General features: G+C 43.5%; 21 protein-coding genes. 14 read left to right on the forward strand and 7 right to left on the reverse strand.

Going from position 1 to position 26,533, the window contains the following annotated elements; translation table 11 throughout:
* Positions 1–5 precede the first annotated feature (5 nt).
* From AAFP14_RS13650 to AAFP14_RS13695, 10 genes are all read left to right on the forward strand, one after another.
* On the forward strand, positions 6–1,190 hold the full coding sequence (locus AAFP14_RS13650) for a glycosyltransferase family 1 protein (protein WP_341732791.1): 1,185 nt from the start codon (positions 6–8) through the stop codon (positions 1,188–1,190).
* Positions 1,187–2,764 carry a hypothetical protein gene (locus tag AAFP14_RS13655; RefSeq protein ID WP_341732792.1) on the forward strand — a complete coding sequence of 526 codons (1,578 nt, stop codon included), beginning with the start codon at positions 1,187–1,189 and terminating at the stop codon, positions 2,762–2,764. Before AAFP14_RS13650 ends, AAFP14_RS13655 begins: the two co-directional genes overlap by 4 nt.
* A gap of 84 nt (positions 2,765–2,848) precedes the next feature.
* A complete protein-coding gene (locus AAFP14_RS13660) occupies positions 2,849–3,997 on the forward strand; it encodes a glycosyltransferase family 4 protein (RefSeq protein WP_341732793.1) in 1,149 nt (382 codons plus the stop codon).
* 14 nt (positions 3,998–4,011) lie between these two features.
* Positions 4,012–5,202, forward strand: coding sequence for a glycosyltransferase family 4 protein (locus AAFP14_RS13665; protein WP_341732794.1), 1,191 nt, complete (start codon positions 4,012–4,014; stop codon positions 5,200–5,202).
* A gap of 45 nt (positions 5,203–5,247) precedes the next feature.
* Complete coding sequence (locus AAFP14_RS13670; RefSeq protein ID WP_341732795.1) at positions 5,248–6,384, forward strand: glycosyltransferase; 1,137 nt, start codon at positions 5,248–5,250, stop codon at positions 6,382–6,384.
* 111 nt (positions 6,385–6,495) lie between these two features.
* Positions 6,496–7,134, forward strand: a complete 639-nt coding sequence (locus AAFP14_RS13675; protein ID WP_341732796.1) for a sugar transferase — start codon at positions 6,496–6,498, stop codon at positions 7,132–7,134.
* Positions 7,135–7,147: 13 nt separating this feature from the next.
* Complete coding sequence (locus tag AAFP14_RS13680; RefSeq protein WP_341732797.1) at positions 7,148–8,245, forward strand: aspartate aminotransferase family protein; 1,098 nt, start codon at positions 7,148–7,150, stop codon at positions 8,243–8,245.
* 59 nt (positions 8,246–8,304) lie between these two features.
* On the forward strand, positions 8,305–9,177 hold the full coding sequence (locus AAFP14_RS13685; protein ID WP_341732798.1) for a phytanoyl-CoA dioxygenase family protein: 873 nt from the start codon (positions 8,305–8,307) through the stop codon (positions 9,175–9,177).
* Positions 9,178–9,290: 113 nt separating this feature from the next.
* Complete coding sequence (locus AAFP14_RS13690; RefSeq protein WP_341732799.1) at positions 9,291–10,376, forward strand: FemAB family protein; 1,086 nt, start codon at positions 9,291–9,293, stop codon at positions 10,374–10,376.
* Positions 10,377–10,683: 307 nt separating this feature from the next.
* Entirely contained in the window at positions 10,684–11,859 is a 1,176-nt protein-coding gene (locus tag AAFP14_RS13695) for a DegT/DnrJ/EryC1/StrS family aminotransferase (RefSeq protein ID WP_341732800.1), read from the forward strand.
* A 186-nt stretch (positions 11,860–12,045) separates the two neighbouring features.
* Here AAFP14_RS13695 and AAFP14_RS13700 read toward each other — a convergent pair whose 3' ends face one another.
* Positions 12,046–13,335, reverse strand: a complete 1,290-nt coding sequence (locus AAFP14_RS13700; protein ID WP_341732801.1) for a HEAT repeat domain-containing protein — start codon at positions 13,333–13,335, stop codon at positions 12,046–12,048.
* 119 nt (positions 13,336–13,454) lie between these two features.
* On the opposite strand from AAFP14_RS13700, the gene AAFP14_RS13705 reads away from it, so the two are divergent.
* Positions 13,455–14,321 carry a lipid kinase gene (locus AAFP14_RS13705; RefSeq protein WP_341732802.1) on the forward strand — a complete coding sequence of 289 codons (867 nt, stop codon included), beginning with the start codon at positions 13,455–13,457 and terminating at the stop codon, positions 14,319–14,321.
* Positions 14,322–14,382: 61 nt separating this feature from the next.
* Here AAFP14_RS13705 and AAFP14_RS13710 read toward each other — a convergent pair whose 3' ends face one another.
* The 3 genes from AAFP14_RS13710 to hemW all read right to left on the reverse strand — a co-directional run bounded on the left by AAFP14_RS13710 (position 14,383) and on the right by hemW (position 18,470).
* Positions 14,383–15,948, reverse strand: coding sequence for an FAD-dependent oxidoreductase (locus AAFP14_RS13710; protein ID WP_341732803.1), 1,566 nt, complete (start codon positions 15,946–15,948; stop codon positions 14,383–14,385).
* Between the two features lie 193 nt (positions 15,949–16,141).
* Positions 16,142–16,414 (reverse strand): DUF1830 domain-containing protein, encoded by a 273-nt coding sequence (locus tag AAFP14_RS13715; RefSeq protein ID WP_341732804.1) that lies wholly within the window; start codon positions 16,412–16,414, stop codon positions 16,142–16,144.
* A gap of 730 nt (positions 16,415–17,144) precedes the next feature.
* Positions 17,145–18,470, reverse strand: a complete 1,326-nt coding sequence (gene hemW / locus AAFP14_RS13720; protein ID WP_341732805.1) for a radical SAM family heme chaperone HemW — start codon at positions 18,468–18,470, stop codon at positions 17,145–17,147.
* A gap of 373 nt (positions 18,471–18,843) precedes the next feature.
* Here hemW and AAFP14_RS13725 point away from each other — a divergent pair, with 373 nt between their 5' ends.
* Positions 18,844–19,926: a PIN/TRAM domain-containing protein gene (locus tag AAFP14_RS13725; protein WP_341732806.1), complete on the forward strand. Its 1,083-nt coding sequence runs from the start codon at positions 18,844–18,846 to the stop codon at positions 19,924–19,926.
* A gap of 339 nt (positions 19,927–20,265) precedes the next feature.
* Here AAFP14_RS13725 and AAFP14_RS13730 read toward each other — a convergent pair whose 3' ends face one another.
* Entirely contained in the window at positions 20,266–20,838 is a 573-nt protein-coding gene (locus AAFP14_RS13730; protein ID WP_341732807.1) for a Uma2 family endonuclease, read from the reverse strand.
* A 263-nt stretch (positions 20,839–21,101) separates the two neighbouring features.
* Here AAFP14_RS13730 and AAFP14_RS13735 point away from each other — a divergent pair, with 263 nt between their 5' ends.
* Entirely contained in the window at positions 21,102–22,436 is a 1,335-nt protein-coding gene (locus tag AAFP14_RS13735) for an LCP family protein (RefSeq protein ID WP_341732808.1), read from the forward strand.
* 25 nt (positions 22,437–22,461) lie between these two features.
* Here AAFP14_RS13735 and AAFP14_RS13740 read toward each other — a convergent pair whose 3' ends face one another.
* Together AAFP14_RS13740 and AAFP14_RS13745 are read right to left on the reverse strand one after the other, a co-directional pair.
* A complete protein-coding gene (locus AAFP14_RS13740) occupies positions 22,462–24,471 on the reverse strand; it encodes an abortive infection protein (protein ID WP_341732809.1) in 2,010 nt (669 codons plus the stop codon).
* A 10-nt stretch (positions 24,472–24,481) separates the two neighbouring features.
* Positions 24,482–25,153, reverse strand: coding sequence for a hypothetical protein (locus AAFP14_RS13745; protein WP_341732810.1), 672 nt, complete (start codon positions 25,151–25,153; stop codon positions 24,482–24,484).
* 235 nt (positions 25,154–25,388) lie between these two features.
* Here AAFP14_RS13745 and AAFP14_RS13750 point away from each other — a divergent pair, with 235 nt between their 5' ends.
* The gene (locus AAFP14_RS13750; RefSeq protein WP_341732811.1) at positions 25,389–26,318 is read left to right on the forward strand and encodes an OmpA family protein; all 930 of its coding nucleotides are present in this window, start codon (positions 25,389–25,391) and stop codon (positions 26,316–26,318) included.
* Positions 26,319–26,533: the final 215 nt, after the last annotated feature.

Genomic DNA, 26,533 nt, shown 5'->3' on the forward strand with positions numbered 1-26,533 from the left:
CTCTAGTGATCGGTTATCCCCATATTAATCAAAATGTCCGGCATCCCATACGTATTCTCCACGTTGTAGGAGGAATGAACCGGGGTGGGATAGAAACTTGGCTGATGCACGTTTTGCGACACATAGATCCGGATCGCTTTCACATGGACTTTCTGGTTCATACGGCAGAACCCTGCGCTTATGATGAGGAAGTGTACGCGATCGGCAGTAAAATTATCCCTTGCCTTAACCCGTCAAAACCTTGGCTGTACGCCAGCAACTTCAAACGAATTTTGCGCGAGTACGGGGCTTATAACATCGTTCATAGCCACGTCCACCACTTCAGCGGTTACGTTCTTTGGTTAGCAAAGCAAGCAGGAATACCTGTTCGTATAGCCCACAGCCACAACGATACCTCCGCCGTCGAAGCTAAAGCAGTATGGCACCGGCGCTTATATTTAGCTTTAACAAAAAAGTGGATTGCCCGCTATGCCACTATGGGTTTGGGATGCAGCCACAAAGCAGCAGCCAACCTGTTTGGTTCCGATTGGAAAAGCGATCCGCGCTGGCGAGTTCTTTATTATGGTATTAACTTAACTCCCTTTCAAAAGCAGGTAGATTCAGGCTCCCTACGCGCTGAATTAGGCATACCAAAAGATGCCTTTGTGATTGGTCATGTCGGGAGATTTGCCGAGCAAAAAAACCATGTATTTCTCTTAGAAATCGCGGCCGAGGTTGCCAAGCGAGAACCGAAAATGCGTCTGTTGTTGCTGGGTGAAGGTTCGTTGCGGTCAGACATTGAGCAGAAAGTTTTGGAAATGGGTTTGAGCGATCGTGCGATCTTTGCAGGTGCCAGACCAGATGTACCCGAAATCATGGGAAGTATTATGGATGTATTTCTATTTCCATCCCTTTACGAAGGACTAGGCCTAGTATTAATCGAAGCACAAGCCGCGGGGCTACCCTGTATTGTTTCCAGTGTTGTTCCCGACGAAGCAGATGTCCTCAAGTCTCTAATGTCGAGACTGTCCCTATCGCAGCCAGTTTCCGAGTGGGCTGAGACGGTGTTAGCCCAACCAAACTTACCCTCAGCTATTACTAAGTTTGATGCCTTGTCACTTGTAGAAACTAGCCCTTTCAATATAGAGACATCTGTGCAGCAGTTGGAAAGCATTTATCAAGCGCAATTCACTAAGGAGGTTGCTCTATGAACGGAAAAAGCTCCCGCCGCCAAGTTGCATACAAACACAGTTTTTTTATTTCTTTTTTTCTCACTATCTTAATAGTAGCAGAATTTCTTCCACACTCGGATCAGTATTGGCACTGGTTTGTCATTCCTGTTACATTGAGCGGTATTTTAATTGGTATCGATGCTGTTGACTGGTTTCGAGGTCGCTTGGAGATATTCGATCCTGTTGGCATTATCGGTTTACTCGGTTTCCATTTCTTTTTCTTAGCCCCTCTGCTCCACATTAGGTGGGACGCTTGGCTGGAACCTTGGTACACTCCTCCTCCAGACTGGCGGCCTTGGCTTGGCTATATGGCAATCCTTAATTTCATGGGTCTTTGCATATATCGCCTGTCCAGAAGTTTTGGCAACACACCGGCAAAGCATCAGTCAAAGCGAAAAATAATTTGGACAGTTAACCAGAAGCGATTTCTACCAGTTCTGATGATTGCCCTATTGCTTTCTGCGACCCTACAGGTATTAACTTACCAAAAATTTGGCGGGGTAATGAGTTACATCAATGCTGCGACATCCACATCTCCATCTACAGACGCAGACTCAAGCCAATTCCAAGGCATGGGCATGATCTTTATAGTTTCAGAAAGCTTTCCTATTTTGGCAATGATGGGGTTTGCCGTCTCTGCTCAAAAGTACAAGCGGCTGCGAACTTTACCTGTATTAATAGGAGTTTTAATTGTATTTTTGGTCTTACAAATGTTTTTTGGTGGTCTCCGTGGCAGTCGTTCTAACACGATATGGGCTCTGTTTTGGGCTTTAGGGATCGTTCATTTCTGGCTGCGATCGGTTACTAAAAAAGAAATTGCCTTTGGGCTAGTTTTTCTAATGTTTTTTATGTATATTTATGGCTTTTATAAGGGGGGAGGTATAGAAGGAGTTCAAAAAGCATTACAGGAAGATAGTTCTGGTGCCGAGGAAAAATCGGGTAGAACTTGGAAAGGTATGCTGTTAGGAGATTTGGGCCGCAGTGACGTTCAAGCTTTTGTACTTTACCGCATGATGCGTGCCAATAGCGATTACCAATACGCTTGGGGCAGAACTTATTTTGCTGCGACAACTATTATGATACCAGGAGCTATTTTACCAAATAAACCACCCAATAAATCAATGGAAGGAACCAATGTTATGTCTGGCATGGGTTCATACAATCCTCAAGAGCCGGGAAAATGGGTTGCATCGAAGGTGTACGGACTTGCTGGCGAAGTAATGCTCAACTTTGGTCCTCTGCCAGTTCCCTTTGCTTTTATTGTATTGGGGCTTATTGTAGGTCTGGTTAAACGTTGCCTTGTGACCTGGGACTCTACGGATATCAGGTTACTCTTGCTGCCAATGATGGTAAATTTTTGTTTTGTAGTCCTTGTCAGCGACTTTGATAATGATATCTTTTTTCTTTTTAAAAATGCCGGGTTTCCAATTTTGCTGATTTGCATAATTCATAAAAAAATAGTTGTCTATCCTCCAAACACAAGTCTGCAAGAATCACCAAAAAATCAAGTATTTTTTGCTCCAACAATCTCTGAAAAGCAAAATAATTATTAAAAAAGCAAACTAAAAAGCAATGAAAAGAACTCACAGCCAAGGTGCAATTATGATTGTTTATCAAAAAACTAGAGAGTCAGATTTATGGTAAAAGTTCTTCATACAATCACCAGCTTTAACAGAGGGGGAATTGAAACTTGGCTAATTTCTATGCTGCAAGCAATTCCTCGAAGTCAATACGAGATGGATTTCTGCTGCAAAGGATTAGAGGTTGGTCCCCTTGCTAGTCTCGTCGAGGAACTGGGAGCTAAAGTAATTCACTGTCCCTTGGGACCTGCTCATATCGGTTTTACTCAAAAGCTCAAACAGATATTAATCGAGGGAGAATACCACATTTTACACAACCATTTGGAAGCTTACAGCGGTGTGCCTGTGTGGATAAGCCGGCAATTAAGAATTCCAGTTATCACTTCCTTTCACAACACTCAGTTTGCTCCGCAGACTACATTGACTCGCCTACCTTTCTTCCGCCAAATGCGGTCAATTTATGCGAGCATTAGTATTAGTTACGCGCTCCAAAATTCTGATTTAGTCACGGGTTGTTCTCAAGGAGTTATTGACAGTCTAGACCCTGATGGTAAAAAATTGCAAGCAGACCATAGCCTGTTATATTACGGTGTAAACTTGCCAGAACCGTCAACTCCTAAAGAGCGTGCTGAATTTCGGAAATCCTGTGGTTGGTCTGCGGACACGCCAATTATTCTTCATGTAGGGCGCATTATAGAACAAAAGAATCATTTAGGTTTGCTATCTGTATTTCAGCGAGTTTTAGAGCAGATTCCTACAGCTAAATTGGTGTTAGTGGGGTCAGGGCCACTTCAGTCTTTAATTGAGGAGACAGTAGCTAAACGCGGGCTGAGTAATGCCGTGTACTTACTGGGTTTTCGCGATGATGTTTCATCCCTGATGAGCAAGTGCGACGTATTTTTATTCCCATCAATTTATGAAGGGTTTGGACTGGTTGCATTGGAGGCTAATGCAGCTAATCTTCCTGTGGTCGGGTCAAGAATTCCCGGACTTTCAGAAGCAGTTAAAGATGGTGATACGGCATTGCTACATGATGTTCGAGATATTGATGGTATGGCTAAATCTGTCGTCAAGATCGTCAAAGATCCTGCCTATGCTCAGCAGCTTGCTCAGGCTGGATTTACCAGAGTCAAAGATAACTACTCAACGGAGGTAAGTGCCAAACGATTGCAAGAAATTTACAATTCTTTTGTACCAATCAATTAATTGAGGAACTAAAAATGAAAGTATTAGTTACAGCTAGCGCCCGCTTTGCCATTACCAGTGACGGAAATTTTTGGACTCCAAATGCGTCCCTAGGCTATTATTTGTGGGCTAGGTATTTAGAGGTATTCGACGAGGTACATCTGATGGCGCGGGCAGAATTGCATTCCGAACCACCAGCGGGATGGAATTTGGTTTCGGGACCAGGAATTAACGCAGTTTCAGTTCCTTATTTTGTAGGTGCTTGGGAGTTTATCAAAAACTACACAAAGATCAGAAGAAAGATTAGTAAAGTAGTTCCGAATACGGAAGCGTTACTGTTGCGAATACCTTGTAGTATTGGTACAGAAGTTTTGCATTTATTGCCATCGGGAAGACCTTATGGTGTTGAAGTTGTTGCTGATTCTTACGATGCGTTTGCACCAGGCTCTATCAGACATCCCTTGCGCCCGCTGTTCCGCTGGTGGTTCCCCCGTGAACTGAAGCACCAGTGTGCTGGTGCTGGGGCGGCGGCTTACGTTACCAGAGAAGCTCTCCAGCGGCGGTATCCTTGCCCAAACCTTTCGGTGGGGATATCAGACGTGAACCTTTCAGATCAGGCACTGATATCCGCACCCCGTTCCCTGTGTCGGGAAACGCGCCCATTGACTCTAATCTTTGTAGGTACTTTGGTTCAACTTTACAAGGCTCCCGATGTACTACTGGATGCGGTGGCTGTCTGCGTTCGGGAGGGATTAGACATCAAGTTGGTTTTAGTTGGAGAGGGTCAGTACCGGACGGAACTGGAAGCACAAGCGGCGATATTGGGCATCAGCGAACGAGTCTGTTTTCTGGGGCAGTTGGTCAGTAGTGATGCTGTCCGCGCTGAGTTGGATCGAGCTGACCTTTTCCTCCTACCCTCTCACCAGGAAGGTTTGCCGAAAGCAATGGTGGAAGCGATGGCGCGGGCGCTGCCCTGCATTGGCTCTACAGTTGGTGGGATTCCCGAATTGCTGCCATCTGAGGATCTCGTGCCTCCGGGCGATGTGGCGGTATTGGCCTCGAAAATCCGTGAGGTAGTGACTGACCCGGAGCGCATGGCTCGGATGTCGGCCCGCAATTTAGAAAAAGCCAAAGATTACACAGATGAAGTTCTACGCGAACAGCGGAATGAGTTTTACCGCTATGTCCGAGAGATGACTGAAGCTTGGTTGAAGCAAAAAAACTAGGATAATTTCTATTTATACCAAGGTTTAATCAGGGTGATTTTTATCATGAATAAGCTTCTAATTATTACTACTATTCCAGCAACTATCGGTGCTTTTTTACTGCCTTTTGCCTATCACTTCCGCGACCGGGGTTGGCGGGTAGATGCAATGGCTTGTGGAGCTTCAGAAAATGCTGAATGTTTGCAAGCTTTCGATCGCGTCTGGGATGTAGAATGGTCGCGTAATCCTCTAGATCCGAGAAACTTATTAGTTGCTCCGCGAGTCATCCGAGAGGTTGCAGAAACAGAACAATATGATATCATTCACGTACACACTCCGGTCGCTGCTTTTGTTGCTAGATACGCCCTCAAGGATTTGAAAAAACAGAAAAAAGTTCAGATCGTTTACACAGCTCACGGCTTTCACTTTCATTCTTTAGGTAAACCGTTAAAAAATTCTGTTTTTCTGACTTTGGAAAAGCTAGCAGGGCCTTGGACTAATTATTTAGTCACGATTAATAGCGAGGATGAATCAGCAGCAAAACGCTACCAAATTCTGCCTCCCGAAAGAATCCGCTATATGCCGGGAATTGGAGTTGATCTAGAACGCTACAGTCCCGATGCTGTTTCTGAAACTGATGTCCAGCAAGTACGTCAGGAAATGGGGCTTAACGGGAAAAATCAACTATTTTTATCTGCGATCGAATTCATTCCCCGCAAGCACCCGCAGGATGTGTTAAACGCCTTTGCTAAATTGGCTAGACCTGATGTTCATTTGGCTTTTGCTGGAGAGGGCCCGATGCTCGAACAAATGCAGCAATTAGGATCGGATTTGGGACTAAAAAACCTTGTGCATTTTCTCGGACACCGCCGAGATATTCCGACTTTAGTACGAGCTTCTGTGGCGACGCTGCTGGCTTCGGAACAGGAGGGATTGCCAAGAAGTGTGATGGAGTCCTTATCTCTGGAAGTTCCGGTGATTGGTACTAATATTCGGGGCACAAGGGATTTGCTGGAAAAAGATTGCGGTCTTCTGGTAGATGTGGGAGATACAAAAGGAATTGCTAATGCAATGGCCTGGATATTAGATCATCCCCAAGAAGCTAAAGTAATGGGACAAAAGGGAAGAACGTGGATGGCAAATTACGAGCTGGGGCAAATTGTGAAACTCCATGAGGAATTGTATGCAGAAGCCACCGCTTAATCATTTATATTTTTGGGATTCTACTGCCAGCAATTCTTCTCTAAATAACTAACTGAACATTTTCCAAACAGGAATATCCAAAATCTTGATTTAAGTCACAAATAATCAACAATGAATAATCACCAATCGCTAATCACCAAATTCGCCAAACTAACTAAGTGGGTATTAGATAGATTAGTGGCCGCGATCGCACTACTAATCTTCTCTCCCTTACTTTTAATCGTGGCGATCGCCATCTACCTCCGCATGGGTAGCCCCATTATTTTTACCCAACCGCGTCCGGGTAAAAACGGTCGCGTTTTCAACTTCTACAAATTTCGCACCATGACAAGCGATCGCGATGCAGAAGGAAACCTGCTCCCCGATGAGCAACGCCTGACTGCGATCGGTCAATTATTGCGTAAAACCAGTTTGGACGAACTTCCGCAACTGTGGAACGTTCTCAAAGGCGACATGAGCTTGGTTGGCCCTCGCCCCTTATTAGTAAGATACCTAGAACGCTACAGCCCAGAACAAGCACGCCGCCACGAAGTTATGCCCGGAATCACTGGCTGGGCTCAGGTGAACGGTCGCCGACTACTAGATGGAAATTGGCCGGAAAAATTTAGGCTCGACGTTTGGTATGTCGATAATTGGAGCCTGTGGCTGGATTTAAAAATACTTTTCCTCACAATAGGGAAAGTTTTGGGACAAAAAGAAATCAGCCAAGAAGGTCAAGCCACTGGAGAAGAATTTAAAGGTAATGAATGAGGAATTTAAATTAATGACAGTAAGATGGGAAGTCGGATCGGAATTTGATTGGTCGGATGATGTTTTGGCATCATCATCATCGCTAACTTTATTTCCCCAAAACTACGAATTATTTTCTACCGCGACGGGCGTTTTATTGTCGATCGAACGTTTCTTAAGAGGCGATGGACAGCGATTGAAGCTGCATTTACCGACCTATTACTGCATGGAAGTTGCCGAAAAAATGGCTAGAGTTTTCGATGTCTGTTGGTATCGAGATTTGCCTACCGAAGCAGCACCAGATTTTAACTCCCTTCGCCCTTCACCAGGTGATTTGGTATTAGCAGTTAATTTGTTTGGCATCAAGGAAGGAAAAGCTTGGCAAGATTGGCTAACTCAACATCAAGATATGATTTTGATTGAAGACCACAGCCACGATCCCTTCTCCCTTTGGGCGCAACAAACTACCGCTCATTATGCGATCGCATCTCTGCGTAAAACACTGCCAATTCCCGACGGAGGGATGATTTGGTCGGGGCAAAACATGGAATTGCCTCGACCAAATCAATCAGAATCACCAGCCGCCGCCCAAAAACTCACCGCCATGCTACTAAAGCGCTCGTATTTAATGGGGGCAAATATTTCCAAAGATAGCTATAGAAATTTACAATTAGAGGGCGAACACGAGCTGATTAACGATGGCGAACACACCATTTCTACCTTGACAAAAAATGTCCTATTAAGTTTAAAAATTTCTGAAATGAGGCAACAGCGAGCAGCTAATATCAGAAATATTTTAGATTTGATAGTGAAAGAAAAAAACGACTATTGGGAACCGATTTTTACTGATTGGAAACCAGGTTCAGTACCTTTTAACAGCATCCTCCTCTGCAAAAATACTCAAGTTCGACAAGAACTGCGCCGATTTTTGATTAGCGAAAATATTTTTGCTTCAGTTCATTGGCCACAACCGCCAGACCAATTATCCGGTAACGATCCACTGGCATTTGATTTGTCAAATCGGTTGCTGACAATTCCCGCAGATCATCGTTACTCCTACAATGATATTGAGCGAGTTGTCACCAAATTAGTTGAATTTGTCCCAAGCGATCGTTCCTTAGTCATTTGTTAGATTGGGTCTGTGAAAAATTCCTAAAAAACACTTAGTCAATCCCTAGGACAGAATAAAAAATGGAAACTTTAACTCAAGTTTTAACAGATGAACAGAAATCTCTTCTGCCGACAGAAGAAGATGTGCAGTTTTACGAAGAACACGGCTGGTACATTTCCCAAAAAGTTATCCCTGATGAAATGATTGACGAAGCAATTTTAGCTTGCGAAAAATTTTATCAAGGAGAAAGAGATGCGGTACTTCCTCTCAGTAGCGGATACTGTAACTGGAAGCCAGAAGATGGAGATGTTACTCGCAACAACGAATTTATTTCATTGCAAAGTAACGCTTTGCGGAAATTTGCCCTTCAACCAATTATCGGCGCGATCGCCGCACGACTGGCAAGAACCAAGCAAATTCGCATTTTAGACGACCAAATCATCTCTAAGCCACCCAAAAGTGGCAAAACTACTATCGGCTGGCACGTCGATCGCGCCTACTGGTCAACCTGTACCTCCGATAATTTGCTCACAGCTTGGATACCTTTCCAAGACTGCGACGAGTTGATGGGTCCAATCGCGGTTTTCGATCGCAGCCACAAGTGGTCTGGACTTGAAAATATGCGATCTTTTAACAATCCGAATCTTGAGGAAATAGAACAAAATTTATGCCCTAAAGGAGAGCAAATCATCAAACTACCGATGACCTTAAAGAAAGGTCAAATGAGCTTTCATCACTGTTGGACAATTCACGGTAGCTACCCTAACACTAGCGATCGCATCCGTTTGGCAATGGCAATTCACCTACAAGATGAAGCTAACCAATATCGGCATTTTTGGAATCAAAAAGGCGAAGAAGTTCACATTCTTAACGAACTTTTGTGCCATAAATTGCCCAACGGCGAGCCTGATTTCCACGATCCAGCCGTGTTTCCTGTTTTGTGGTCGGAGTAAGACAGATAAACATTTCAATCCTTTGAAATATAACACCTAATTATCGCGAGATTATCACGCTAAAAATTACCCAAAATTTCCGACTATACCTATCACTTGTTGGAGGAAGGCAGATGAATATTTCAATCCTTGATATACAAAACCCATTATGGCTGGAAATATTGGCGAAAATTCGCCATGATACCTATCACTTACCTGAGTATTTATTGTTAGATTCAAAAAGAACTAACACAACTCCAGAAGCTTTTTTGATAGTTGATGGGGAGAAGATTTTATTCTTGCCTTATTTGCTACGTCCCTGCCATGACCTCGTGCCAACTGAATTATCAGATCTGGAAAATTTTGACGTTATCTCTCCCTACGGATATCCCGGATTTTTATTAAGTGAAGCCGCAGCTAACACCCCAGGATTTCCAGATTTTGCCATCAACGAACTCAAGCGAGTTTTGAGGAATAAAGGTGTATGTTCCGCTTTTTTTCGGCTTCATCCTATCCTTCATGACAACTTAAATCAAATTTGTCAACCAGGGACTTTTACACCTAATGGCGAGACGGTCTCCGTTGACTTAAAACTTTCGACAGGTAAAATTAAGTCGCGGACTAGAAAGGGTCATAAAAGTACAATTAATAAGTGCAAACGATTAGGATTAACCGCAAGAATAGTCCCTTATTTGGAATACCTCAATGAATTTATGGAAGTTTATGAAGAGACCATGGATCGTGTGGAAGCGAGTAAATCCTATTATTTTGGACGTGAGTATTTTGAAGATTTAGCAAAATTAGGAGAACACACTCATTTATGCCTTGTAGAAAAGGAGAATCAAATTGCGAGTGCTTCCATATTTCTAGAATGTGGTGGTATAGTTCAGGTTCACCTGGGCGGAAGCAAAACAGAGTTTTTGAGTGAGTCTCCTTTTAGTTTAATATTTGACTATGGCAGATACTGGTCTCAAGAACGGGGAAATGAATTTTTTCATATGGGAGGTGGTGTGGGAGGGTCTAAGGAAGATAGTCTTTACATATTCAAGTCTGGTTTTTCCAAAGAAAGGCACAATTTCTTTACTATGCGTCTGATTACAGATGAAGAAAAATATCATCATCTGGTTGAGTTACGAGCAAAATATTTAGGGGTAAAACCAGAAGAAATGCTCAATTCAAAGTTTTTTCCTGCCTATCGTTTACCTTCAGAGGTAAGGTAAAATATTCACGGAGTTGACCAACCAAACTTGTTTTAATGAATACTAATATTTTGAATTACTAGGAGAAAAGTTAATGTTTTTTTTGTTATCCCGGTCAAAAGTAAGGAAATTACAAATTCCTGGGAAATCTTTTTTTTGCTCTCTGATTAAAACGATTTTTAAGTATAGATTGGTATTTTTGAGTAAGTCTATAAATGATGAATTTGGTTTGTATCCCTATGGTGGAACCAATTAGCAACCAGCAGATTAAAAGTGCTGTATACTTAGTCTGCGAAAAATTATTGCTTCCGGGTTGAAATAGCCCAAAGTGGTAATTGGAAACATTACTTACAGTTTATTTTACATAGTGAAAAAACAAATTCTGCTATCAACACCTCACATGGGTTCCCTCGAACAGGAGTTCGTCAAAGAAGCCTTTGACACCAACTGGATCGCCCCTGTTGGCCCCCATATAGACGCTTTCGAGCAAGAATTCTGCGAAGTAGTTGGCGCTAAACACGCAGCGGCTGTTACTTCCGGTACCGCAGCTTTGCATTTGGCTCTCAAATTAATTGGTGTCGGTGCGGGAGATGAAGTTTTTTGCTCGACTCTGACTTTTATTGCGACTGCTAGCCCGATTACTTATCTTGGTGCAAAACCTGTTTTTATCGATAGCGATCGCACTTCTTGGAATCTAGACCCCAACTTGTTCCGAGAAGCCCTTGACAAACGAGCAAAAATTGGTAAATTACCCAAAGCTGTTGTCATCGTACACCTCTACGGTCAAAGTTGCGACATCGACCCAATTCTAGCAGCTTGCAATGCTTATGAAATTCCGCTAATAGAAGATGCAGCCGAATCTCTAGGGGCTAGCTACAAAGGTCGATCGCCTGGAAGCTTTGGTAAAATCGGCATTTTCTCATTCAATGGTAACAAAATTATCACCACTTCCGGCGGCGGAATGTTAGTTTCAGACGACCAAAGATTAATAGAAAAAGCTCGTTTTTTAGCAACCCAAGCCCGCGACTCCGCGACTCACTATCAACATTCTGAAATTGGCTATAACTACCGGCTCAGTAATGTTTTAGCGGGAATTGGTCGGGGACAATTGCAGGTTTTAGAGGAAAGAGTAGAGGCAAGAAGGCACAATTTTGAATTTTACAAACAAGCTTTAGAAAACTTGCCGGGAATCGAATTTATGCCGGAAGCAGCTTTTGGAAAAGCTACTCGCTGGCTGACTTGTTTGACAATCGATCCGGTCGCTTTTGGTACAGATAGAGAACAGGTTCGTCTCGCGCTGGCCCAAGAGAAAATAGAAGCTCGTCCGGTTTGGAAACCTTTACATTTACAGCCTGTTTTTGCTGATTGTGAATGTATCGGCGGTGCGGTAGCCCAAGAGTTATTTGAGTATGGGCTTTGTTTACCTTCTGGTTCTAATTTAAATGATGGGGATTTGGGGCGAGTGACAAGTGCGATATCGCAAATTCACAAAGAACATGGATGATCTAGCCGAAGAAAGTTCGGCAACGGATTCTCTAATATTGTTTAAAGTTGTTTGGAAAAGATTCAACCGCTCCAGCCACAGATTCTCCAGAGGAGAAGATAGATGAATACAGGACGATACCAAAGTATATCCCCGACTTATTGAAGAAGTCGGGGATATCGGTATTCTGTTTTTAGATTGATGTTGCTACCATTCTTGTAATGCGATCGCAATTCCCTTTCTCAACCCCAGTTCCAAATTATCTTCTTTCAGTAAACTTTCTAATTTCTGCCTCACCTGAGCCTCACCTAGCTGTTTGAGCGCTGATAAACTGTGGAGCCTGATTCTGCTATCTGGGTTAGCCAACAGTTGAATCAAACAATCTAGCGCCCTGAAATCTCCTAATTGACCTAAAGCTAAAGCTAAAGATTGTTGGACTTCCACCTGCTGGGCTGCGGCATGACTACTTTCGAGAAAATCGATCAAAATCTTCGCAGTTTTGCCTTTTAATTCCGGCGTTGACAGACGCCCCAACACCGTAATAATTTCTTGACAAACAGCATAATTAATGTTATTAAATCCTCCGGTTAGCGCTTGTTGCAAATATTCCCAAGCGGCGCTCGTTTCCATCCAGCTTAAAGCCCGAACAGTTTCAATTTGCAATTCCACCGGAGTTGTTACCGATCGCAATAATTCAAATAAAGCCGCCGCCGCTACATCAGTTTTCAGCCGTCCCAGAGCCATCACAGCTTGATAACAAACTTCCAAACGGATATCCCACAACAAAGGTTTCAGCAAACTAACTAAATCGAATTCTGCATCTAGGTACGAACGAACTCCTAGGGCTCGCACGGCTTCTTTTCTGACTGCTGTGGCTGGATCTGTGAGTGCTGCTATCAATACCGGCCCAATCCGCGAGTCGTGAAAGGTGCTCAGCGCCTCGATCGCAGCCAACCGCACTGCAACTTGGGAATCTCCGACTACACTCAACAGCGGTACGATGGTTTCACTGTGGCGAATTTGAGCCAGTGCTTCTGTTGCAAACTGTCGGGATTCTGCTTGCAATAACAAAGCTGCTAGGGATGCGACTGCTGTTGGCCCTAAATTCCCCAGGGTTTCCGCTGCGATTTGACTCAATTCTTCGTCGGAATTTTTGACTAATTTTGCTAAAGTTTCAATCACTTCGGGGCGATCGAACTTTCCGAGGATGCGGGTGGCGAACCACTGCTGTTCGGTATCTGCGTCTTCGTTTTCGAGTATATCGATTAAGGGTGCGATCGCCCTAGTTCCCAGATTGGGCAATATTTTCGCAATATCCCATCGATCTTGAAAATCGCCCCATTCTAAGACTTCTATGGACAAACTTACGGCCTTGTCTAAATTTTGTGTTTCCAGCGCCTGCTGTTCCTTGAGTGGCAGTTGTTGCAAGCATTGGACAAGTTCAGACCAGTTTTGGCGATCGGCAGCGGCTTGCGCTTGTTCTAAAATATTAGACATAATTTTAGTTGAGCTTTTTTCAGCAGGGAGGTAGATGAACGTTTGGAGTGGGCAATTGATAGTTGACCTTTATTGTTATAACAAATAACCAATAACAAATAACAAATAACACTAAAAAAATGAAAAAAGCTCTACTGTTAATAAACCAACACTCCCGAAAAGGGAAAAATTTATTCTCTCAAGCAAATGCCCAATTGCAAGCACTAGGTTTTGAGTTAATTGTAGAGTCTAACAACCATCCTCACCAACTTTCAGCAATCATCAAATCCTACCAAAATTTGGTGGAATTAGTCATAGTCGGCGGTGGAGATGGCACTCTCAATGCAGCCATCGAAGGTTTAATTGACACTCAGTTGCCCTTGGGTATTTTGCCCATGGGAACTGCCAATGACTTAGCTCGCACTCTCGGAATTCCTACCTCTTTATCAGCAGCTTGTCAAATAATTTCCAGGGGGAAAGTCCGGCGCATAGACTTAGGTTGGGTGAACGGCCAGCATTTTTTTAATGTAGCCAGTTTGGGATTGAGCGTGCAAATTACCGAACGACTGACTAAAGAAGTCAAGCAGCGCTGGGGAATTTTAGCTTATGCTTTTACTGCGTTGCAAGTAATTTGGAAATCCCGAATTTTTAGAGCTGAAATTCATACAAATAACCAAGTTTTTTATGTAAAAACTATTCAAATTGCGATTGGTAACGGTCGCTACTACGGCGGTGGCATGACGATTGCGGAAGATGCAACCATAGACGATCGGCGACTAGATTTGTACAGTTTGGAAACAAATCATTGGTGGGAAATAATCGCTTTACTTCCTGCCATGAGGCAAGGCAATCATGCTATTTGGTCTAATGTTCGCACCTTGGAATCTGAAGAAATTGAGGTGTATACTACCAAACGTCTTGCGATTAATACCGATGGTGAAATCACAACTCATACTCCTGCGAAATTTCGAGTTATTCCTAAAGCTTTAATAGTTATAGCACCGTAATAACTCACAACTTATATATATGTGTCTTGTAAAACAGGCATCTTGCCTGTTTGTTTATCAGTTAATAATCGCCCCCAGCGCCGTATTCCCAGGCTTCAATTAATCGGTGAAAATAATATTGCTGCTGCGGTGACAACTGCTTCACCTGGGGTTCTACAGCTTTAGCCAAAGGCTGCAATCCCGTATAAATCCCTAAATTTACATAATGAACCATCCAATCCAACAAATTAGGTATTCCCACCTGGGGGATGATTTTCATCACTAATCCAGGATGACTAATTGCAGTTTTAAACAGCGTTTGTGACAAAGCCGGAAACAGCACGATATCCTGAAGAAATGGTTTGAGTACAGGTTCCCCCAACTCTTCCATTACCTGAAACACACTAGACAAAAGTTGATTAATTTGATTGGGGGCGATTTTCTGATTCATCGCCGCACTCATGGAACGCTGAAACAACCAGGTGACGGATAGATTTGGCTGATAGGGCTGCAAAAGTGCCAGGGAATTTTGACTGAGACTGTCGCTTGTCAAAGCTTCGTGAATTCCCAGAGTTAAGCGCTGAAGATGACGCACCATTGCGCCGAAACCACCAAAGCTGAGGGGAGATTGACTGCCGCTGCTATCTCCGACGGGGAGAATCCGATTCCAAGGGGTTTTGAGGGGACTTTGGCGATAGCAAGGGAAAAATCCATAGAGTGCTCTTTGAAATTTGAGCTGGTGAAGTTGGACGTTTTGATATTGGGGCAGCAAGCGTAGATATTCTTCAAATAATGTTTCTAAACTGAATCTTTCTGTGTCGGCATCTAGGTAAGTAAATAGGTAAGTGGTGCGCCCGTCTCGCGCGGGAAATGCTTCCCAAAAATATTGGCACTGATTTTGCATTGGGGTGAAGGATGCAAATATGTCGCCGGTGTCGTTTTTGGGGAATCCTTGGGCGCAACTACCGACTACTAAGCAGACGGCATCGGGTTTTTTACCTTGTCTGGCTTGTCGCACAATGGGTGAAAAATGTCCCATTGCGTCTATTAATAATCTGGTTGTAAATAAATTTGGGGCTGCTGGCGCATCTGTATTGGTAGATTCTATGACAACTCCATTGGGGTGAATGGTTGCTTTTTTAAATGGTGTATTTTCAAATAGTTTACCTCCGGCTTGGAGAAAGCGCTGTTTGAGGGTTTCGAGGAGGTAAACTGGGTCGATTCCAATGTTGAGTACGTCCCGTACCCAAATGTCTGGGGTATCGGGAAAGCTGATGCGGGCTGGGTTATATTCGGTAGCAATGGCTTTTTCTATTTGTTCAAGGGATAGCAAATTTAGTTTTAAGAATACGTCTAATTCTTTGCGGGAAATGTTCCATTCTTGATCGCGGCCTCGCAGGATGCCACGTTCGAGTAAGGCAACTCGCCAGCCTTGCAGGGCTAGGGCTGTACCGATTAGTATTCCTAGGGTTGCGCCGCTGATAACTATGTCGAAGTTTATGGTTTCGAGGGGTTGTGGGCTGTACTCGATGACTTGGGGTGTGGGTGCGGTGTTTTGTTTGAGGTTTTCCCAGAGTCGATCGACTTGAAGTAAGCCTTCGAGGGCGTTTCCAGGCAGTTGAGAGAGAATTTCTGTGGTTAGGGACATCGAGTTTTAATATTAAATAGGGTTAGTTTTATAGTTTAGTATTGGTATTTTTAATTATTTTTAATTTTTTTTAATTAAAAGTGGGACAGGCTTATTGCCTGTTCTTGAATGGAGTAATTCACAGCCATCTTGCCTGTGCCAGACTGATTTCACAGGCTTTTGGGCCTGTGTGACTGGCTTTTGGCAATGATTTTTAATCAAGTGTACTTACTTCTTCTACCTGTAGTCGATCGCACCCAATGCGATCGCACACAATTGCACCACTCTCCGTACTCCGGGAAACTTCCAACTCAGCGTGCTGTGGTGCTTCAAACAACAAACGTTCTCCCGGAAATACCGTGCGCTCAAAATACCAATCAGGAATATTGGTAATCCGAGCAATTTGAATCTTGTTAGTAGTATTGATATACCAACACAGAATCTTTACAGAGGGATCGGAATTTACGGAGTTAATTGTTAAATTCATGTTCTTAAGTTGCTGTTTTTGTCAGGAGGTGATTTAATCAAAAAGTTGACACTTACCAAATTAACACAATTTTTTTTAAATGGCAATAATCATGTTATTTCCCTAGGTCTTTCAACGGTTTAATTTGTCTTTAAACTTCTTAATTTATTCTCAAGCTTGTGCAAAGACAGGCGTACCTAAAGAACAAGATTCCCATGCACCCATAACAGGTGCGCTCAACAATTGGCACTGACCAAAGGAACCTGTTTGCATTTGATAGTGATGGCAAAAAGTACATTTAGAAATAGAATGGCAATCGCGCTCCGCCATTACAAGGCTTGGTTTTTGGGCTATTTTCTTGCGGTCTAGAAGTAGAGTGCTCATTAAATTACTTTTTAAATCATTACTTTCAAGTATGACATCACTATTTAATAGCCTGCGTCTATCTTAAGGCTTACTTATTATTTATTCTTGGTCAGGGAGCTATCTAAACAACTTCCTTTTTGAGATTAAAAGCATAGGGATCGATTTAATCGGCGGATCGAAAGCAACGACTAATGCCCTATACTTCGGCTAGCTCCCGTACAATTCCCTAGGTTCTAAGTCAATCAACTTAATTAAACGTAAAATACGGATGGCCGAAAAGCTGACTGCATAAGTCTTCTTCCTTCTTCACATCGATCTTCTTCCTTCTACTTAGGACTTAGGCGCTCTGTCCCTGAGCACCGGATCGGAGAATGGCTATATTTTCCTATAACTTGTTAAATAAAGTAGCCAAAATAGTATTGGAAAATAAAAAACCTTCGGGATCGCTTAACCTCAAATTCCCGGAAAGTGGTAGCAGTTCGCCCTGATTTAAAGTTGTGTGAAGCGAAGCTATCCCGTCGGGAATCGCCCCATCAGCAGCCACAATTTCCACCCACCCTTGTCGCGAGTAGGGTTGCAAAGATTGCCAAATTTTCTCAACGGTTTTTTGACCGAACTTATCAGCTAAATCTGACAAACTCAGCCCTTCTGCTAAACGTAAACCCAGCATTAAGGTTTCTAACAAAACTTCATTTTCTGACAGGGACAAATTTTGCTTAATGGTCGAGTCAGCATCATCCTGGGAATCGATGGGAGAAATCGATCGCACCCATTCATAATATTCTTGAGTTTTGCGAGGTCTCGTCCACCGCACTCCATCCACATAACTCGCAGCCCCCATTCCCAAACCGTAATAAGGGCGATTTTCCCAATAAACGCGGTTGTGGCGACACTGATAACCGGGCCGAGCATAATTGGAAATCTCGTAATGTTCGTATCCAGAATCGGTGAGAATTTCTCGCGCTAAACGGTACATTTGAGCAGCGGTTTCATCCGCAGGCAAGGGTTGTTCGCCTGCTTGAAAATAGCGGCCGAAAGCTGTGACGGGTTCAATAATTAAGTCGTAACTCGACAGGTGAGTGGGGGAAATTGCTACGGCGGATCTCAGGGAAGTTTCCCACTCATCAGCCGTTTGGTGGGGCAGTCCCGATATTAGGTCTAAACTGAAATTGACTATACCCGCTGCTCGAATTATTTCTACTGATGCAAAAATATCAGCGACAGAGTGCGATCGCCCGCAAGCTTGCAACAATTCATCCTGAAAAGCTTGGGAACCCAAACTAACTCGATTAACTCCCGCGGCTACATATCCCCGCAACTGTTCTAAGGTAAAGGTACCTGGGTCTATTTCTATAGAAATTTCTGCCTCAGCAGCAATGCCAAATTGGCTGTCGAGAGTTTCTAAAATAGTGGTTAATTGTTTCACTGACAGCAGCGAAGGTGTACCACCACCAAAAAAAACTGTGTTCAGGGCTGACCCTTTATTTGGCGTTTTCTGAATTTCTTGACATAGTACCTCTACGTATTGCACGATCGTGCCGGAATTCTCGCCATTTTTGCGATCGCCCACTACAAACACCGGAAAATCGCAGTAATAACAGCGACGGCGACAAAAAGGTATGTGCAGGTAAGCCGAACTGGGAATCCCATAATTTGCCCTTTGCGCCCCTTTGTCCCGTTCAAATGTTAAATAATCTGTGGTAATTTTCATTCAATATCACCTGAAAACTGCAATTTCTCATCTTGAATTTTAATTAAAATTTCAATAATAATTATGTATTTTATGACAGTTTGTTAACTGCATGAGAAATAGGCGATCGCCTATTTCAGTTTAACCACAAACTGTTTTGAGTAGCAGTAATTCCCGAAGCGACCGCCGCATCCGCCCCCATCGAGCAATTTTGTAGATGCGATCGCGGGCGACTCATGGTCTACAGGGCGATCGCAACTCCCCCAAAAGTGACAACCACGAAAAATAAGTTTATGAAAATTAATCAGTAAATAGAGCGATATCCGTCCGTCAGCCAGAAAAAACTATCGGCACGGGAAAGATATAATATAAACAAATTCATTAACCTCGAACAATGCTAGACGCAATCATAATTATCTCATTCATAATCGCAGGGGGAGGGATCGGCTTTTATGGAGTCGAGCTCCTACCCACTAACTTGTTGGAACAAGTTACAAATATACAAGGTTTAAGTTCTGTACTAGGAGCCTTTGGGGCATTAATCGGCTTCGTGCTAGGATTAGTGGCTCAAACTACCTACCGACGGGTAGAAAAGCAATTTCGCGATATGCCGGTGGAAATGCTGCTGACACGGGCGATCGGCTTAATCATCGGACTCCTAGTAGCCAACTTAATGCTAGCCCCCCTGTTCCTGCTACCAATTCCCCGCGAGTTTGGCTTCATCAAACCTCTAGTCGCAGTCTTAGGTAGCGTCATGTTCGGTTTTACAGGAGTCAGCTTAACCGACACCCACGGCCGCGCTTTTCTGCGACTGATCAACCCCAAAAGCTTAGACACGACAGTGTTAATGGCTGAGGGTACTTTTAAACCAGCCAGTGCCAAAGTTGTCGATACAAGCTGCATTATTGACGGTAGAATTGAAAATCTACTAGAAACCGGCTTTCTCGAAGGTCAAATTATCATCCCCCAATTCGTTCTCCAAGAATTGCAAGTAATAGCTGATTCCGCCAACGACCAAAAACGAGTACGAGGTAGACGCGGCTTAGATATTCTCAACCGCATCAAAGAAACTTATCCAGAACGGATTCAAATTCACTCGGCTGACTACGAAGATATTGCTACAGTTGATGCTAAATTAGTCCGTTTTGCTTTAGATATCGACGGCATTTTGCTCACCAATGATTACAATTTATCGAAAGTAGCTACCGTTCAAAAACTACCAGTTTTGAATATTAACGATTTGACTCAGGCCGTCCGTCCCACTTATTTACCAGGAGACACCATCGATCTCAAAATCCGCAAAGAAGGCAAAGAACCTTCTCAAGGAATTGGCTACTTGGATGACGGCACAATGGTTGTCGTGGAAGCTGGTAGCAGCTACGTTGGTGCTGAAGCTAGAGTTGTTGTTACCAGTGCCCTGCAAACAACCGCAGGCAGAATGATTTTTGCCCGCCCTCAAGAGTCGGTTATTGCTTAACATAAAGTAATATCATTTCCGGTTACACCGTCAGGTGATGTTGACAGTTGACGGTTGACAGTGAACAGTGAACAGTGAACAGTGAACAGTGAACAGTGAACTCGAATTTACTATTCCGATGCTAACGGATTTGATATAACATGGCTAGAGCAATTAGGATTAAAAATTGCGATCGTTGTTTCCTAGCAGCCCCGATTCTCTACCGTGTGCGGTATGATGAATCGGGGCTGTGGTTTTTTGTATGTCTTAAGTGTTGGGAATCCCTAAGTAAAAATAATCCTTTGTACGCCTATGGTGGCACTTGGAAAGCTAGGAAAAAAAAATAGTCATTAGTTAAAATCAACCAAGCCCGATGACATCTTCATATATTGAGGCGATCGCGCATTTAAAATTAACACTATTTAACTCAACTTCTTGCCCTTGAATGTAAGGATAAAGCACCCACAAACCCTCTGGATTCCGGCGGAAGCAATCAACACCAACTTTTTCTGGATTAATTAACACATATTCTTGTAAACTTTCACAAGCGCGGTAATCAGCAAACTTTTCACCTCTGTCAAAAGCCGCTGTTGTCGGCGACAGAACTTCGACAATTAGGCGCGGATAGCAAATGAAATCTTCCGCAGCATTTTTATCCCGTTCATCACAACTCACCGCTACATCAGGATAATAATAAAAACTTGATGTATTGAGCATAACTTTCAGATCTGCAATGTAAGGTATGCAGCCAGTACCCCGAAGATGATTTCTCAGTAATGTTCCTATATTTCCCGTAATAATCACATGAGCTTTGCTTGCTCCAGCCATTGCATAGATTTCACCTTGTCTATACTCGTGTTTGATTTGGCTGATTTTCTCCCTTGCTAAATAATCTTCAGGAGAGACGTAAGTGCAACTTTTGCTTACAACCATAAAATTGTCAGCTTGGGAAAGATTTCACCACAATCGTAGCAGACCGCATAATATAATGTATGAATCCTTTTCCCGGATATCAAGCAGAAATGTTGTTGTTAAGAGAAGAATAGGGCGGCAACTGGTATCGGTGGGAATCGAAAAATATGGAAGGCTGGCTTTGTCCAGCTTTGTTCAAATATTTTACCACAGCACCGCCGAAATTATACTGCAAAGCTGAAAAAATACCATAATTTAAAAACAAGTCAATGAAAAACTTGTCGATGTTTACAAGAAACTTATTTAAACCAGTCGATCGCCTATCTCGAAACAAGCCCAAACACACGCTGTATCTATTTGGGGTATTTGTGCTGTCGATCCTAGCAGCAGTCTCCGCAGCGATCGCGGCAATTAGCGCACTCTTAGCCCCCGTGGAACCGCAAATAATGAGTAAAGTCTTAGACGCTACAGGGTTTAATGATATCTCATCCTCTGCTGCGGGCGATCGACTCTCACGCCCCATTAATATCTTAATCATGGGTGTTGACAGCAGACCCAAAACTTGGCTAAACTCCCCGAAAAACTTTGACGGGCGCAGCGATACAATACTCCTAGTCCGCATCGATCCTAGAGATAAATCTATTAATTTACTTTCGATTCCGCGAGATACAAAAATCGAAGTCCCAGGAATTAGCTTCAGCAAAATTAACGAAGCCAATGCTAAAGGAGGTTCAGCCTTAGCCTTACGATTAATTAGCAGTATGCTGAACAATATCACTATCGATAGATACCTGCGAGTTAACATCAGTGCCTTGCGGGAATTAGTCGATTTATTGGGACCAGTTGAAGTATTTGTACCTCACACCATGTCCTATCAAGATAATAGTCAAAAGTTAACCATCAAATTAGCACAGGGCTGGCAAACTCTCAACGGAGAACAAGCAGAGCAATTTGCTAGATTTCGCCATGACGGTTTGGGAGATATCGGCCGCATTGGACGCCAGCAATCTTTGATTCAAGCGATGCGAAATCGTCTCGGAAGTCCATCGGTATTACCCCAGATACCAAAAATTATTCGAGTCATGCAAAAATATGTCCATACTAATTTAAACTTTCAGGAAATATTGACCCTGGTCAATTTTACTTGGCAATTAGAACCAGATAATTTTAAAATGGTGATGTTGCCAGGGCGTTCTAGTTCAGCAGAAGGGGATTCTAGGAGTTATTGGATTTTAGATAAGACGGGGCGCGATCGCATTATGACACAATATTTCAAGCAAGGCGGATCGGATTTCACCCAAGGGCGATTTCGGAATCCTGGTGATTCTGCTTCACTCAAAAACCTCAAAATTGCTGTCCAAAACGCCAATAGTAAACCTAAAACAGCTAAAAATCTGGCAGCATTTCTCCGAAAAAAAGGCTTTTCTAATGTATCGGTAGCCCCGGATTGGCCAGACAAGCAGCTTCAAAGCCAAATTATTGTCCAGCAAGGTGATTTAGAGGGAGCAAATATGCTTCAAAAAGCATTAGGGGATGGTAAAATTGAGGCAGCTTCTACTGGTGAAATCGATTCGGACTTGACAGTTCGCATCGGCGAAGATTGGGTAAAAAAATTTTAAATAGACTTTTTGTAATCTCAAATATTTAAATCCTTGTCGGTGGGACAGGCTCAATATTAGCATCAAAGCCGCCGACTTGATTTGTCCTAATTATCCAGAGGAATGAGGCTTGTTTTAATAAAATTTTGGCAAGTTCATCTTGGGTGCGTCTGGGTAACATGGTTCGGTAACTAATCGCAGCTTTTACTGGATTAGTTAGACGGCGGAACTGAGTTTTTTTAGGGTGAGCACGAATCCCCACTAATCTAGCGTTTTTGCGCCAATCGGGACGGACAATGCCCAGGGGAATTAAGATTTTTTCTAAACTTTTGCCTAAAGCTATTAATTCCTGAAATCTTTGAGTTTGTGCGTCGGCGGGATGGGTTTTTAGCCAGTCTTGAATCTGAGGATTTGATTCTACTTCGGCAGTGATTTTTTTGATGGTAGCGTAAATTGCTTGACTGGAATCTTGCACGCAGGAAGTTGCAGGGGTGACTAAACTCGCCCCGGTACCGTCTCCGCTGCGATAACGCGCCATCATGATATCTAATTGCTGGTTTAATTCATCTAAAGGTGACAATTGGATGCAGTCGAAGTGGTAGTCAAGACATACGCAATCTAATTTACAAATGATATCGCAAACTGGGCGATCGCCCAACCAACCTCTTGCCAAGTCTCCCATATAACTTTGCCATTTGTTCGCACCGGCGATAATTCCGTCGGGATTGTGGGCGTACACTTGTTTGTATTCAATATCAAAACGTAATTCATCGGTAAATCGATCGCGCACAACTTTTGCTATCCCAAAAGCAAAATGTCCCGTGACAATTCCCAGGGGGGCGAATTCGGCTTTTTTGCCACCGATACCGCCGAAACAATGAATCACGATACCCATATCTCCTTCTTCCCAAGGGGAAGTACGATGGTTTTCTGCTTCGTTTGACGACGATAATAATACTATCTTAGCTTGCCCTTTTTGCTGGCGTGTATTTTGCCAATTTTTGCTGTTTAAATAAGCCAGGGATTGTGGCAGTCCCCAATGTGTTTCATCGGGGATTAGTTTGGTGATTTTTCGGGGTTCGATTGCTTGGACAACAAAAATATTGTCGAGACCTTTTTCACCGTAAATGTACCAGCCTTCGGGATTTAATGGGGATTTTTCTATCAGGTGATTTGTAGACCTCGCTACGCCATTTTTGTCTGGCTTGACTTGGGGAATCCGAATGATTTCGGCCGGGCCATCAAACTGTTGAGATTTTTTGTTAAAGTGGCGGACAATAAATTTGTCGCTGTTGGGTTTGTTGCGCTGGAGAATTGAGATGAGGGCGCACCAACGTCCGATAATTTGTACTGGTTCGCGCTCGATGGTGAGTTCATAGCGATCGCTGCTGCTATAATGAATAGCGATCGCTGGACGTCGCAGCATCACTGTCACATTGTCTTCTAGTCTACTACCTGCCAGAGTTTCTAAAGGGCCGACATTGGCTAATCCGTTCAATCTATCTGGATGGATGTTGCCCGCTTTTTTACTATCTTCCACCTGTTTGGTGAAGTTAAGATCTTGGGTTACAGCATGGACAAAAAATTGAACTTCGCGATTGGTACTCCATTTTAAATTAACTCTTTTACCGATAAAATTGTGATGCTTTTTCGGTGCATTGAAGACTTCCAAAAATACTGAACCGTAGGGTTCCCGTTCTTGCTTTGAGGGCAAAATTAAACGTCCATACCAAAGAGCGATGGGCTGATATAAATGCGCGATGGCTGGGGAATTTTTGTAGAGTTTTTCCCCAGGTTGCAATGGCGGAACATTGCTATTTTCATCAAATATACCCACCTCTCCCTGGCTGATATTTTTTCCGAATTGTGGTCTTAAATATTGTCGGTATTTTTGGAAAATCTCCTGCAACCACTTGATGAAAGTCATCATAAAAATAAAAGCGGTTAACGAAAAGATTACCGTCAAAATTATCAACCCCATCCCGAAAAATAAAGTGTTGAAAAATTGACCTGACAGGAGAAGAGTTTTAGACAAGGCAAAAACAGATACTGTCATAAAATAATATCTAAAAACGAGTTTTTGGTTCGATCCAGTCGGTGCTGGTTTGAGTGCCGAAAACTAGGGCTCGATCGTCGTTGACAGCTACGGTTTTGCCGGTCGTATCAACGGCACAAAGAGGCCAAGTTCCATCCCCCAAATTGCCAGCGCGGAACAAAACTTGTCCTGGACAAACTTGACTCCAACCCAACAATACAGCATGAGTGTAAAGACTGCGAGCGGGAGCAACAGTATAGGTGTAATTATCATTTTTGTCCCAGATGACAGCGTAGTCAGACATATCCGAAGAACAGAAAATGGCTTCAAATTCGCGGGCGAGGAGGCGGGAACCTGTTTGATTCCAAGCAACTGGTACTAAAATGGCGATCGTCCCAGACATATCAGTTTCGTCAGTAGCGTAAAACCCGCTTTCAGCCAATGGCGAAGCAGCAGCCACGGTTTGCAGTTCCCCCGTTTTCAGATTTTCCACAAACATCACACTACTAACTCGACACTGGAATAATTCCGGCTGCACTTGTAACTCAATGCGACTGTAAGCCGCGTATTCACCATTAACCGAAACTAGAGAAGGACTGCGATAGTAGCGGACACCAGAACCCATAGTCGAGCTAACCTTAGCATGAGTAGTGGTGATCCATTCCCAAGGAACGGGATAAGGGCTATTTAAAGGGTCGTTCATGGAGTTTTTTCCAAAAGTTATATTGCATTATCTAACAGATTTCCGATCTAAAATCGTCAGATTTAAAATCTCACATCTAAAATAGACATCTGGCAAAAAAGCTGTCAAGAGTACCCAGGATGCCTACCCCAAAGGAATGATTGTTAATGTTTTCATCTCAAATCTCAAATCTTAAACCTAAAATCTTTTGATAGTATCGAAATTGATATGCTAAATGTACCGAGAGGGAGGAGCCATGACGGCATCTTTTAACCAAAAACCTTCAATTCCCCCAACTCGCGTCCCCAAGTCGCGGGGGAAAGGTGTTTTCGTACTATCGCTGATTTTTCGACTGTTACTGCTGGGGGTCGGCAGCGGTTTTGCCTGGGTTTTGGGAATGTCGATCGCCCAAATTTACCCATCTAGCGCCACGGAAATGCCCCTAGCCGAGAGATTCCTGCGTCTAACTCAAAATTTGACCCCCGGTGCGAAACGCCCACGAGCCAAGCAAATTCCGGTGCTACCAACACCAACCACTACGCCGAGCCCGCAGTCCCAACTCAATCCCGCCGTCAAACAAAAGTTGCAGTCAGATTTGAGACAGTTACAGGGAGAGTTAAACGCCCTCATCGGGCGCACGGCTGCTTTGGAAAGTCAGTTGGGTAGCAGTCGCCCGACGGAAACCTTGGAAAAGCGATTGCAGTTGATGTCACGGGAATTAGCATCACCGGAAACAGCCACAACTCCTACTCCGGCTTTACCCGCCATTGGTGCGACTGCAACTCCACAGCCTGTGACGGAGGCGCAACCAAGCGATAATAATCCCGTGTTTGCAGGGGAAGCGCTGATGGTGACTTTGCCTAGCGATGTTTTGTTTGATACTGGCAGTATTTCCTTGCGCGTGGGAACCAATGCGATTTTAGATAATTTGGTGGCGGATTTGCGCAATTACCAGGGGGCGACGGTGCAGGTTTCTGGACACACTGATAATGTGGGGGAAGCGGTGGATAATCGCAATTTGTCTTTTGCGCGAGCTCAGGCGGTGGCGAACTATTTGTCTAATGTGCTTGGACAGAAGTATCATTGGGTGGCGATCGGCTATGGAGACAGTCGCCCTTCGGTGGATAATGGTTCCGATGCCAATCGGCAGCGCAATCGTCGCATTGAAGTAGCAATTAGTCATTAGTCAGTAGTCATTAGTCATTCGTCATTAGTCATTCGTCATTAGTCATTCGTCATTAGTCATTCGTCATTAGTCAGTAGTCAGTAGTCAGTAGTCAGTAGTCATTAGTCATTAGTCAGTAGTCATTAGTCAGTAGTCATTCGTCATTAGTCAGTAGTCATTAGTCAGTAGTCAGTAGTCATTCGTCATTAGTCAGTAGTCAGTAGTCATTAGTCAGT

Origin of the sequence: Microcoleus sp. EPA2, from assembly GCA_020882975.1 — a bacterium.
Classification (GTDB): domain Bacteria; phylum Cyanobacteriota; class Cyanobacteriia; order Cyanobacteriales; family Microcoleaceae; genus Microcoleus.